The organism is Microbacterium sp. Leaf320 (genome assembly GCF_001423485.1).
Lineage (GTDB): Bacteria > Actinomycetota > Actinomycetes > Actinomycetales > Microbacteriaceae > Microbacterium.
Genome location: NZ_LMOD01000002.1, coordinates 989,342 through 1,002,170 on the forward strand (window position 1 = coordinate 989,342; position 12,829 = coordinate 1,002,170).

The 12,829-nt window shown below is 69.2% G+C and carries 6 protein-coding genes; 3 read left to right on the forward strand and 3 right to left on the reverse strand.

Annotation, left to right across the window (positions count from 1 at the left end):
- Positions 1-41 precede the first annotated feature (41 nt).
- A complete protein-coding gene (locus ASF63_RS09625; RefSeq protein ID WP_056512611.1) occupies positions 42-941 on the forward strand; it encodes a LysR family transcriptional regulator in 900 nt (299 codons plus the stop codon).
- Positions 942-1,095: 154 nt separating this feature from the next.
- Here the strand turns inward: ASF63_RS09625 and ASF63_RS09630 are convergent, their stop codons facing one another.
- Complete coding sequence (locus ASF63_RS09630; protein WP_056513007.1) at positions 1,096-1,683, reverse strand: antibiotic biosynthesis monooxygenase; 588 nt, start codon at positions 1,681-1,683, stop codon at positions 1,096-1,098.
- 201 nt (positions 1,684-1,884) lie between these two features.
- On the opposite strand from ASF63_RS09630, the gene ASF63_RS09635 reads away from it, so the two are divergent.
- Positions 1,885-3,069 carry a thiolase family protein gene (locus ASF63_RS09635; protein ID WP_056513010.1) on the forward strand — a complete coding sequence of 395 codons (1,185 nt, stop codon included), beginning with the start codon at positions 1,885-1,887 and terminating at the stop codon, positions 3,067-3,069.
- A 498-nt stretch (positions 3,070-3,567) separates the two neighbouring features.
- Positions 3,568-9,600 (forward strand): pullulanase-type alpha-1,6-glucosidase, encoded by a 6,033-nt coding sequence (pulA, locus tag ASF63_RS09640; protein WP_162238879.1) that lies wholly within the window; start codon positions 3,568-3,570, stop codon positions 9,598-9,600.
- Positions 9,601-9,660: 60 nt separating this feature from the next.
- Here the strand turns inward: pulA and ASF63_RS09645 are convergent, their stop codons facing one another.
- Positions 9,661-10,626 (reverse strand): aldo/keto reductase, encoded by a 966-nt coding sequence (locus ASF63_RS09645; RefSeq protein WP_056512613.1) that lies wholly within the window; start codon positions 10,624-10,626, stop codon positions 9,661-9,663.
- Positions 10,626-12,686, reverse strand: a complete 2,061-nt coding sequence (locus tag ASF63_RS09650; RefSeq protein ID WP_056512618.1) for a beta-galactosidase — start codon at positions 12,684-12,686, stop codon at positions 10,626-10,628. Before ASF63_RS09650 ends, ASF63_RS09645 begins: the two co-directional genes overlap by 1 nt.
- Positions 12,687-12,829: the final 143 nt, after the last annotated feature.

Below are 12,829 nucleotides of genomic sequence, written 5' to 3' on the forward strand. Positions count from 1 at the left end.
CAACCACGACCGATGAAACCAGATTCCGATAGATTGCCGATATGAGCAATCGGATTACCGATGGGCTGCAGGACCTCGGGCTGTGGCGCACCTTTCTCGCCGCGTACCGATCGGGCTCGGTGTCCGCTGCCGCGCGCGTGCTGGGACTCGCGCAGTCCTCGGTGACGACGCAGCTTCAGGCGCTGGAGGCGAGCGTCGGCGAGCCGCTGTTCGTGCGTCATGCCCGCGGCATCCGTCCGACGCCCCGCGCCGACGAGCTCGCCGCGCGAGTCGCCGGTCCTCTCGACGAGCTGGCGGATGCTCTCGGCACGCGCCCCGCCGCCGAACCGCCGATCGTGCGCCTGGGCGGGGCTGCCGAGTTCCTCGCGCGCGTCGCCGTGCCCGCTCTCGCGCCGGCCGTCGCAGACGGACTGCGAGTCACCGTGTCGGCGGGCCTCGCCGACGATCTTCTCGACGACCTCAGAGTCGGCAGCCTCGACCTGGTGGTCTCGGCAGTGCGGCCACGCGGTCGCTCGCTGCCCAGCCTGCCGTTCTTCGATGAGGAGTTCGCGCTCGTCGCCGCCCCGTCGCTGGGGATCGCGCCGTCGCCGCACCTGAGACCGGATCCTCTCGGCGAGGTTCCCCTGCTCGCCTACGCGCGGGATGTCCCGATCCTCCGGCGGTATTGGCGTCACACCTTCGGCATCCGTCTCGAGCGAGAGCCCGCGCTCGTGGTCGCCGATCTGCGCGCGCTCGCCGCCGCTGCCGTCGCAGGCGCGGGTGTGACGGTGTTGCCGACCTATCTGATCGCCGACGAACTCGCCGACGGCCGACTCGTGGTGCTGCGCGAGACCGATGACCCGCCCATCAACACCCTGCACCTCGTGCGGCGGCCTGGGCCGTTGTCCGAGGGGGTCGCGCTCGTCGAGCGCACGCTGCGCGCGGCGGTCGTCGGCCTCTGACCGGCGTCACGGACGTCCCTCGACCGGTGCGGGGTCAGTTCTGCATCCGCTTGTCGGTGTGGGGTCAGTTCTGCAGTCGAAACCCTCGATTCCGATGCGTTTCTGACCCCGCATGGCGGCGCCGGCCGGCGGCAGCCCCGGCAGACCCGCCGCCTCAGCGGGCGAGCCAGCGGCGCAGCGTGCGCGTGACGAACGGCAGCACCCAGTAGGCCATGATCGGGGTCAGCACCGCTGTCGTCGCCAGCACGCGCAGCCAGATCGGCAGCTCGTTCCAGCCGGGAACCGGGCTCATCGCATAGGTGAAGGCGAGGTTGACGGGGAAGAATCCGAGCCAGATCGACACGGCCTGCTTCCACCGCGGGGGAGTGCTGACCATCGCGACCGTGGTCGTCGACCCGTCGGCGCGGGGCAGGGTGATCGTGTCGGTGGTCGGCTCGTCGAACCAGCCCTCGATGCCGGTGCGGCGCTTCACGCGCTCGCTGCGCACGAACTGGTCGCCGGTCGACTTCCACCACTCGCGCTCACCGGACTGCTCCCAGGCGATCAGCGACTTCTCGTCGGTGAAGCGGTAGAGCATGTGCCAGACGTGCGAGTCCTCGCCGTCGCGCACCCATCCTGATCCGAGGAATCCCGGATACCGGTGGGCGAGATTCACGCCGGTCTGCACCCATGCCGTGGCGGCGGCCACGTGCTCGGGGTCGACCTCGCGGCGGATGGAGACGGTGATGGGTTCGCTGGACATGGTGCGGTCCTCGGAGAGTGCGGTCGCCCGGGTCACGGGCGCCTCGACGGTGGGGGATGCGCCGGGGTGCGGGCGCATCAACGATTGTATTTCGGATGCGGTGGGTCGCCGCTCGTTTTCGCGGCGCGCGAAGACGGCATCCGTCGCTCCGACGCCAGCGGCATCCGCCCCTGACGCCGCGACAGGGAGAGAATGGGACGCATGAGCACGCGCAGCGAAGCCGTCCTGATCGATGTCGTCCGAACCCCCGTCGGGCGGGGCAAGCCGGGTGGTGCCCTGTCGGGCGTGCATCCGGTCGATCTCGCGGCCGGAGCGCTCGCTGCGATCCTCGAACGCAGCGGCCTCGATTCCCGGCAGATCGACGACGTGCTGCTCGGCTGTGTGAGTCAGGTGGGCGACCAGTCGTCGAACATCGCCAGACAGGCCGTGCTCGCCGCCGGGTTCGACGAGTCGATCCCGGGGGCGACGATCGACCGTCAGTGCGGGTCGAGCCAGCAGGCCGTGCATTTCGCGGCGCAGGGGATCATCGCCGGCGCATACGACGCGGTCATCGTCGGCGGCGTCGAGTCGATGAGCAGGGTGCCTCTCGGGTCGTCTGCGGCCGGCGGAACTCCGATGTCGCCGCGGCTGCGGGAGCGATACCCCGAGGGTCTCGTCAATCAGGGCGTCTCGGCCGAGCTCATCGCCCAGCGCTGGAACCTCGATCGCGCAGCCCTCGACGCCTACGCGGCAGAATCGCACCGCCGCGCCGCCGCCGCGTGGACCGAGGGGTTCTTCGACCGCACGGTCATCCCGGTCGCGGAGGCCACGGATGCCGCGACCGATGAGACCGTCCGAGCCGGGACGACCGCTGAGGGACTCGCGGGACTTCAGCCGGCCTTCCGGACGGATGCGCTCGCCGCCCGATTCCCCGAGGTCGACTGGCGCATCACCCCCGGCAACTCGTCGCCGCTCACCGACGGAGCATCCGCCGCGCTGCTGATGAGCGCCGAGCGCGCCGAAGCCCTCGGGCTCACACCGCGGGCGAGATTCCACGCATTCACGGTGGTCGGAGACGACCCGCTCATGATGCTCACGGGGCCGATCCCCGCGACACGTCGCATCCTCGAGCGCACCGGCCTCGCGATCGACGACCTCGACGCGTACGAGGTCAACGAGGCCTTCGCGTCGGTGCCGCTCGCCTGGGCGGCCGAGGTCGGGGCGGATGCCGCCAAGCTCAACCCGCGCGGAGGGGCGATCGCGCTCGGGCACGCCCTCGGCTCGTCGGGCACGCGCCTGCTCGGAACACTCGTCGATCAGCTCGAGGCCGTCGGCGGGCGCTTCGGCCTGCAGACCATGTGCGAGGGCGGCGGCATGGCGAACGCGACGATCATCGAGCGGCTGTAGCCGCGGCATCCGGCCCGGCGTCCGGCGTACCCGTGCCGAGTCGGTGTGCGCTTCACATGTCAGAAAACCTCAGATTCGTACTTGCGAAGCGCATTCGAACTTCTGAAGCGCCCGCGCTGGGTCGACCTCGAACAAAGAGAAGACCCCCGCCGACCCGATTCGGCGGGGGTCCTTCGCGGTGTGTCACCGCAACGGGAGCAGACGCTCACCGTGGTGCGCGGATGACGTGACTACCCGATCCGGTCTGAGTCTGTGTCCGCGCATCTGCATTTCTAGTCGGCGAAGGTGTCCGGACGGTGAACGCGGCGATAAATCCTCATCGGCGCGGAGGCGGGCATCTGGAAGCGCTTGCGACTTTCGGCCAGCAGCATCCCGGACATCCCCGACTTTTCGCCACAGCAATGCTGCAAGCGCTTGCAGTCCTCACTCCCGCCCTGCTAGCTTCACTCGCAAGCCTTCGGACACGTCGTCGTGTCCGCGCCACCCAGGGAGCATCACTTGTTCAAGCCGGCTCGGTCGAAGACGACCGCCTCACGTTCGCTCGCCCTCCTCGCCGCCAGCGCCCTCGTCGTCTCGGGGTTCGGTGCGGTCGGCGCCCTCGGCGGTTCACCCGCCTCCGCCGCCGACCGCACGGTTGCGCTTGTCGGCTCACTGCAGTCCGAGCTCGGCTGCGCGGCCGACTGGGCTCCTGACTGCGCCGAGACCGAGCTCGAGCCCACGGGCGCCGAGGGCATCTACTCGGCCGAGTTCGAAGTTCCCGCGGGCACCTGGCAGTACAAGGTCGCCCTGAACGACACATGGGACGAGGCCTACGGCCTCGACGGGGGCGCCGATGACATCCCGCTCACGATCGCAGGCCCCACGACCCTGCGCTTCACCTACGACGACTCGCTCAAGCGGGTGGGGCTCGAGGCGACCGATCTGCGCGGCGGCTACACGGCAGACGACGATGCGCTGATCGAGAGCCCGGCGCGCCAGGCCGGTGCCGGCGAGCAGTTCTACTTCGTGATGACGGATCGCTTCGCGAACGGCGACACCTCGAACGACGCCGGCGGCCTCGAGGGCGACCGGCTCACCACCGGGTTCGACCCCACGGACAAGGGCTTCTACCAGGGCGGCGACATCGCCGGCATCCGTGACAACCTCGACTACATCGAGGGGCTGGGCACATCGGCGATCTGGCTGACACCGAGCTTCGCCAACAAGCCGGTGCAGGGCGAGGGGGCGAACGCCTCGGCCGGGTACCACGGCTACTGGATCACCGACTTCACGCGCATCGACCCGCACCTCGGCACCAATGAGGAGCTGCAGGCGCTGATCGCGGACGCGCACGCCCGCGGCATCAAGGTGTACTTCGACATCATCACGAACCACACGGCCGACGTGATCGACTACACCGAGGGCCAGTACTCCTACATCGACCAGGCGACGAGCCCCTACACCGATGCCGCGGGCACGGCCTTCGATCCGGCCGACCACGCGGGCACCGACGGCTTCCCCGAGCTCGACCCGGCCACCAGCTTCCCGTACACGCCGGTGGTCGCCGACAGCGAAGCCGACGTCAAGGTGCCGGCCTGGCTGAACGACCCGACGCTGTATCACAACCGCGGTGACTCGACCTGGTCGGGGGAGTCGGTCACGTACGGCGACTTCAGCGGGCTCGACGACCTGATGACCGAGCACCCGACGGTCGTCAACGGCTTCGTCGAGGTCTACGACAAGTGGATCGACCTCGGCATCGACGGCTTCCGCATCGACACCGTCAAGCACGTGAACTTCGAGTTCTGGGAGAAGTGGACCGCCGACGTCCTCGACTACGCACACGAGACGGGCAACGACGACTTCTTCATGTTCGGCGAGGTCTACGACGCCGACCCGGTGAAGCTCGCCCCCTACGTGCGAGACACCGACATGAACTCGATCCTCGACTTCACGTTCCAGTCGTCCGCCGTCAGCTATGCCTCGGGCAACTCCGCCAAGGGGCTGCAGTCGCTGTTCGCGGGCGACGACCGCTACACGACCCCCGATTCGTCGGCCACGGCGCTGCCCACCTTCCTCGGCAACCATGACATGGGCAGGGTCGGATCCTTCCTGCAGTCGACGGATGCTCCGCTGCAGCGCGACGAGCTGGCGCACGAGCTCATGTTCCTCACCCGCGGTCAGCCCGTCATCTACTACGGCGACGAGCAGGGCTTCACGGGCGCCGGCGGCGACAAGGACGCCAGGCAGTCGCTCTTCGCCACGCAGGTCGCCGAGTACGCGAACCAGAACCTCATCACCGGCGAGCAGGCCGGCTCCGTCGACCGCTTCGCGACGGATGCCGCGCTCTACGAGCACATCGCCGCGCTGTCCGAGCTCCGTGAGTCGAACCCTGCTCTCGGCGAGGGGGCACAGATCGAGCGTTACGCGGCGTCCGGCGCCGGTGTCTACGCCTTCTCGCGGGTCGATGCCGACGACAAGGTCGAGTACCTGGTCGCAGTGAACAACGCTGCGACCGCGCAGACCGTCGACCTCGCGACGTTGACCGCCGACGCGTCCTACGAGGTGCTCTACGGCGACGCCGCACCCCTCACCACGGATGCCGGTGCGGCTGCGTCGATCACGGTGCCCGCGCTGTCGGCCGTGGTCTGGAAGGCCGACTCCACCGTCACCGCGCCGACTGAGGCGGCATCCGTCGAGGTGGCCGTGCCGACCGCCGGAGCCGGTGTCACCGGACAGTCCGCGGTGCAGGCCGACATCGCCGACCAGTGGGCGCAGACCAGCTTCGCCTGGCGCGTCGTCGGCTCTGACGAGTGGAAGGCCCTCGGCACGGCGGAGGACACGGATCCGCGCGTCTTCCATGACATCCGTGACCTCGCGAACGGCACGCTGATCGAGTACCGGGCCGTGACGACGGATGCCGCCGGCAACCACGCCGCCGCCTCGACCTACGCATCGGTCGGCAATGCCGTGACGCTGGAAGCCGGGGAGGAGCCCGAGTCGCCGATCGACATGGTGACGGTGCCCGGCAGCCTCAACTCCGAGATGGGCTGCGCAGGCGACTGGGACCCGGCGTGCGAGAAGGCCAAGCTGACCCTGCGCGCCGACGGCGTGTGGGCCGGCACGTTCGATCTGCCGGCCGGTGACTACGAGTACAAAGCAGCGGTGAACGGCAGCTGGGCGGTCAACTACGGAGCGAACGGCGTTCCGGACGGCGCGAACGTCACGCTCACTCACGCCGGCGGACCGGTCACCTTCTACTTCGACCCTCGAACGAACATCGTGCAGTCCACGGCCGACGGCCCTATCGTGACGCTGCCGGGCTCCCTGCAGGACGAGCTCGGCTGCGCCGCCGACTGGTCGCCAGACTGCCTCGGCACCCTGATGGCCGACGGCGACCGTGACGGCGTCTACGAGTTCTCGACGGCGGATCTGCCGACCGGCGCGTATGAACTCAAGGTCGCGCACGGTCTGAGCTGGGCCGAGAACTACGGCGCCGACGGAGTGCCGGGCGGCGCGAACATCTCGTTCAGCGCCACCGAGGGCACGGTGACATCGTTCCGCTACACGCTGGCGACGCACGTCCTCGAGGTCGGCAGCGACACCCCGCAGCTCCCCGGCACGGGGGAGCAGCGCGCGCACTGGGTCGATGCCGAGACGATCGCGTGGCCGGCCACGCTCGGGTCCGTCGACCAGGCGGCCTATCAGCTGTACTCCTCCGCAGACGCCTCGCTCGCCGTGGCCGACGGCGAGGTCGCAGGAGCAGAGCCGGTGGCGCTCGAGGTGATCGAGGGCGGCCTGACCGATGAGCAGCTCGCCCGATTCCCGGCGCTCGACGGCTACCTCGCCCTGCGGGTGACCGATGCGGATGCTGCGGCGCTGCTGCGCACGCAGCTCGCGGTCGCCCAGCGCGACGCGGCGGGCACGCTCACGGCGTTCACCGGTGTGCAGATCGCGGGAGTCCTCGACGACCTCTATGCCGCCGCGCTCGACGATGTCGACCTCGGCGTGACGTTCTCGGGCAAGAAGCCGACGTTCCGGCTGTGGGCGCCGACCGCGCAGAGCGCGACGCTGCTCACCTGGAACGAGGGTGCCGAGGGTGACCCCGTGCGCCACGAGGCCACGTGGGATGCGGCATCCGGTGTCTGGTCCGTCGCGGGCAAGAAGGACCTCAAGGGTGACGAATTCCTCTGGGAGGTCGTCGTCTACGCGCCGACGACCGGCGCGATCGAGAGCAACCAGGTCACCGACCCCTACTCGACCGCCCTCACGCTGAACTCGCAGCGTTCGGTCGCCGTCGATCTCGATGACAAGGCCTGGCAGCCGAAGCAGTGGCAGAAGGCCGAGTCGCCGGTCGTCGAGCGCGCGGTCGACCGCGCGATCTACGAGCTGCACATCCGGGACTTCTCGATCAGCGACGAGACGGTTCCGACCGCGGAACGCGGCACCTACCTGGCCTTCACCCGCGACAGCGCGGGCACCGACCAGCTGAAGCAGCTCGCGGATGCCGGAATCAACACCGTGCACCTGCTGCCCTCGTTCGACATCGCGTCCATCGAGGAAGACAGAGCGGCTCAGGCGGTGCCCGACTGCGACCTCGCCTCGTTCGGCCCTGCCGATTCGGCGCAGCAGGCGTGCATCCAGGCAGTCGCCGATGCCGACGGTTTCAACTGGGGCTATGACCCGTACCACTACTCGACACCCGAGGGCTCGTATGCGGTCGACGCCGACGGCGGCGCCCGGGTGAGCGAGTTCCGCTCGATGGTCGGTGCGCTGCACGACATGGACCTGCAGGTCGTGCTCGACGAGGTGTTCAACCACACCGCGGCATCCGGTCAGGCCGAGAAGTCGGTGCTCGACCAGGTGGTTCCGGGCTACTACCACCGGCTCAACGCGGCAGGCGGCGTCGAGACCTCGACGTGCTGCCAGAACGTCGCGACCGAGCACCTCGCCGCACAGAAGCTCATGGTCGACTCGATCGTGACCTGGGCGCGCGACTACAAGGTCGACGGCTTCCGGTTCGACCTCATGGGCCACCATTCGACGACGAACATGCAGGCGATCCGTGACGCGCTCGACGCGCTCACGCTCAAGAAGGACGGTGTCGACGGATCCGCGATCCACCTGTACGGCGAGGGCTGGAACTTCGGCGAGGTCGCCGACAACGCCCTGTTCGAGCAGGCCACGCAGGGGCAGCTCGGGGGCACCGGCATCGGGACGTTCAACGACCGGCTGCGCGACGCCGTGCACGGCGGCAGCCCGGTGGACTCGTCGTCGACGTTCCGCCAGGGCTTCGGCACCGGTCTCGGCACCGATCCGAACGGCGATCCGATCAACGGCACCGTCGAGCAGGCTCTTGCCGACCTCGGGCACGAGACCGATCTGGTCAAGCTCGGGCTCGCGGGCAACCTGCGCGACTTCTCGTTCACGACGAGCGACGGCGCGGTCACGGCAGGCGAGGCCATCGACTATCGCGGCTCGGCGGCAGGCTACGCCGACCAACCGGACGAGGTCATCAACTACGTCGACGCGCACGACAACGAGACGCTCTACGACCTCTCGGTGCTCAAGCTGCCGGTGGATACCCCGATGGCCGACCGTGTGCGCATGAACACGCTCGAGCTCGCGACCGTGACGCTCTCTCAGTCGCCGTCGTTCTGGCACGCCGGCACCGAGCTGCTGCGGTCGAAGTCCCTCGACCGCAACAGCTACAACGCCGGGGACTGGTTCAACCGCATCGACTGGACGGGTCAGGAGTCGACGTTCGGCTCGGGGCTGCCGACCGCGGCGGACAACGAGGAGAAGTGGCCGATCATGGCGCCGCTGCTCGCCGATCCTGCGCTCAAGCCGGCCGCGGCCGACATGGCGGCCGCAGAGGCATCCGCTCTCGATCTGCTGCGCATCCGCGACGAGGTCGATCTGCTGCGGCTCGGCTCGGCCGAGCTGATCCAGCAGAAGGTCACGTTCCCGAACGGCGGGGCGGGGGCGGCTCCGGGCGTGATCCTGATGCAGATCGACGACCTGACGGGTCCCGACGCCGACGCCGAGCTCGACGGGGCGCTCGTCGCCTTCAACTCCTCACCCGCGCCGGTCACGCAGACGGTTGCAGGCCTGGCCGGGCGCTCGTTCGCGCTGACGCCGGCCCAGGCGAACGGAGCGGATGCCGTGGTCAAGACCACGACGTGGGATGCCGCGACGGGCACCGTGACGATCCCCGCCCGCTCGGTCGCCGTGCTCGTCGACGATCAGGTGCAGTCGATCGACACCCTGGTGCGTGCCAGCTCCGACGTGCTGGTGAAGGCGGGCAAGAGCGCCACGGTGAAGGTGACCGTCACCGCTCACGACGACACGGCCCCGGTGGGCACCGTGACGGTGCACGACCGCGGAAAGGTCGTCGCGACGGTCGAGCTGACGCCGGCGGACAAGGGCAAGGTCACGGTCTCGGTGCCGAAGCTCGGCCGGGGGATTCACCTGCTCACGGTGCGATTCGACGGCACGGAACCGTGGCAGGACTCCCGCGGCCCGCGCAGTCTGCCCGTGATCGTCTACTAGAACGACGAAGACCGGATGCCGGGGCGCATGTCCCCGGCATCCGGTCTTCGTGCGGTCTCGTCACCAGGCGTAGGCCTCGGGGGCGGTGCCGCCGGGACCGGGCCAGATGCGGTCGAGCTCGGCGAGCGCGTCGGCATCGAGCACCACGTCGAGCGCTTCGACGGCGGAGTCGAGCTGATCGATCGTCCGCGGGCCGATCACGGGCGCGGTCACCACCGGCTGGTGCAGCAGCCAGGCGATCGCGACGACACCGGGGCGGATGCCGAGCTCGGCGCAGAACTCCTCGTAGCGTTCGATCGCAGGACGTCGGTCGCCGAGCGCGTCGAGGCTCGAGCGGGAGCGATCGGTCTTCTGCAGCACGCCGCCGAGCTGCCCGCTGGCGAGCGGCGACCAGGGCAGCAGTCCCATGCCGTACTGCTCCGCAGCGGGCACGACCTCGAGCTCGACGGTGCGCTCGGTGAGGTTGTACAGCGACTGCTCTGTGACAGGGGCAGGGTAGCCGGCGGCCGCGGCGATCTCGTGCACGCGCGCGAGATGCCACCCGGCGAAGTTCGAGCTGCCGAGATAGGTGATCTTGCCCTGTTCGCGCAGCGTCGCGAAGGCGCTGAGCGTCTCGTCGAGCGGCACCTCGCGGTCGATGTGGTGCATCTGGTACAGGTCGATGTGGTCGGTGCCGAGCCGCCGCAGCGAGTCGTCGACCGACGCGCGGATGTGCACCGCCGACAGGCCCCGATCGTTCGATCGAGGGCCCATCACACCGAACACCTTGGTCGCGACGATCAGGTCGTCGCGGTTGCCGCGGTCCGTCATCCAACGTCCGAGGATCTCCTCCGACTGCCCGGGGTGGTCGCCCCACCGACCGCCGCCGTACACATCGGCGGTGTCGATGAAGTCGACACCGGCCTCGACCGCGCGATCCAGGATGGCGCGCGAGGCCTCCTCGTCGATCACCGGACCGAAGTTCATGGTGCCGAGAGCCAGGCGGCTCACTCGTGCTCCAGCTCGTCCGAGACGTGTGTACTGCATCAGCTGTTCTCCTCCTGCGAGTCCTGCGGGTCCTGCGAAGCGCTCGTGTCGACGAACGCCCATCCGTACGGGCCGAGCTCGCGACGAGCCTCGGTCGACCTGGTCAGCACATCGGTACCGGCCACCTCGACCGCGAACGGCTCTGCACTGTGGTTGATGACGGTGAGGATGCTGCCTCGACGCGCGATCTCGACGTGGTCCGGCAGGCCCTCGATCTCGGCCGTCACCCCGGCCTCGGCGGCCAGCCAGCGCAGCACCGCGGTCATGCCCGCGTCGTCGGGGATCGTCGCGAGGTAGTACCCGTGCCCTGCGCCGAACGCCTTGTGCGTGAACGCGGCCCGGCCTTCGGTGCGCCCCTCGGTGAAGCGGCCGAGCACCTCGGCATCCTGCACGAGCAGCTCCTCGGCGAAGTACTGTCCGACGATGCGGCCGGCGGGCCCGTCGAGCGGAGCCTCCGACTGGCCGGGGCCGTCGGGCACCGCGTGGCTCGCGACCTCTCCGGCCGAGTCGGCCGAGCGCACGGACTCGGGGGGAACGAGGGCTCCGAAGTCCTCGAGCGCGACCCCGAGCGCGTCGCGCAGCGAGACGATGAACCCACCGTCGCGGAACGCGTCATCCTGATCGACGACATCGCTGAACGCCGAGACGAACAGGCTGCCGCCCTGGCGCACGTACGACGTCAGGTTGGCCGCGCCCTCGTCGCTCAGCAGATACTGCTGCGGTGCCACGACGAGCGAGTACCCGCTGAGGTCGCTGGTCGTGTTGACGATGTCGACGGCGAGGTTCTGCCGGTGCAGCGCCGCGTGCCAGCGGTGCGAGAGCGTGAGGTAGTCGAGCACGATCGGGTGGTCGCGCCCGTCGATGGCCCACCAGTTCTCCCAGTCGAAGACGAGGGCGATCTTCGCCCCCGAGCTGACATCCGGCAGGTCGGGAAGCTGGGCGAGCTGTCCGCCGAGTTCTGTGACCTCCCGCCAGGTGCGCGTCTCGAGCCCTGCCTGGGGCACCATCGCCGAGTGGAACTTCTCGCTGCCGCGCCGCGACTGCCGCCACTGGAAGAACATGATGCCGTCAGCGCCTCGCCCGACCGCCTGGGCGCTGATCGCGGCCATCTGCCCCGGCGCCTTCGGCGCATTGGTCGGCCGCCAGTTCAGCGCGTTGGTCGACTGCTCGGTGAGGATCCACGGCACGCCCGGCTTGAGCCCGCGCATCAGCTCGCGCGCGAACGCGGCCCCGCGGAACGACTCGGGGTCGTTGGGGTCGGGGTAGTTGTCGTCGCTGATCACGTCGACCTCGACCGCCCACTTCCAGTAGTCGGCAGGCGGGAACGCACCCATGAAGTTCGTCGTGATCGGCTGGGTCGCCCCCGAGGCGCGGATGATGTCGCGCTCCATGACGTAGAGCTCGAGCAGGGTGTCGGAGGTGAACCGCTTGAAGTCGAGCACGCTCGTCGGGTTGATGCTGTACGGCGCCTTGCGCGGCGGCACGATCTGGTCGAACGCGGTGTAGCGCTGCGACCAGAAGTCGGTGCCCCACGCGTGGTTGAGGGCGTCGATGGTCTCGTACTTGCGCTGGAGCCACACACGGAAGGCGTCGCGCGCCGCGTCGGAGTAGTCGTAATGCAGGTGACATCCGTACTCGTTGTTGACGTGCCAGAGCACGACGGCCGGATGCTGCGCATAGCGCTCCGCCAGAGCCGTGACGAGCTCCGACGCGAGGCGGCGGTAGACGGGAGACGCGGGGGAGTAAGCCTGGCGGCTGCCCGGCCAGAACGTCGAGCCGTCGGCATCCTGCGGCAGCATCTCGGGATACGCGGCGGAGGCCCAGGGGGGAGGGGATGCGGTGGCGGTGGCGAGGTCGACCTGGATGCCGCCCTCGTGCAGCAGCCCGATGATCTCGTCGAGCCACTCCCAGTCGAACTCGCCCTCGGCGGGCTGGATCCGCGACCACGAGAAGATCCCGAGGCTCACGAGCGTGACACCCGCTTCGCGCATCAGCCGCACGTCTTCGGGCCACACCTCTCGTGGCCACTGCTCGGGGTTGTAGTCGGCGCCGTAGTGCATGGATCTCCTGGGTCGGTGGTCGATGACCTGTGCTGTCGACACTATCGGGGAAGCGTTTTCCAGACCAGCCCCGGCAGTGACCACGGAGACGAGGTCCATATATGAGGACGTCCTAGTAAATCTCAGGATGCCGAAGTATCATC

Bases quoted from the DNA above. Each gene is read 5' to 3' on its own strand.
- ASF63_RS09645 (WP_056512613.1), bottom strand. From the start codon at position 10,626: ATGCAGTACACACGTCTCGGACGAGCTGGAGCACGAGTGAGCCGCCTG.
- ASF63_RS09625 (WP_056512611.1), top strand. From the start codon at position 42: ATGAGCAATCGGATTACCGATGGGCTGCAGGACCTCGGGCTGTGGCGC.
- ASF63_RS09630 (WP_056513007.1), bottom strand. From the start codon at position 1,683: ATGTCCAGCGAACCCATCACCGTCTCCATCCGCCGCGAGGTCGACCCC.
- ASF63_RS09635 (WP_056513010.1), top strand. From the start codon at position 1,885: ATGAGCACGCGCAGCGAAGCCGTCCTGATCGATGTCGTCCGAACCCCC.
- ASF63_RS09650 (WP_056512618.1), bottom strand. From the start codon at position 12,686: ATGCACTACGGCGCCGACTACAACCCCGAGCAGTGGCCACGAGAGGTG.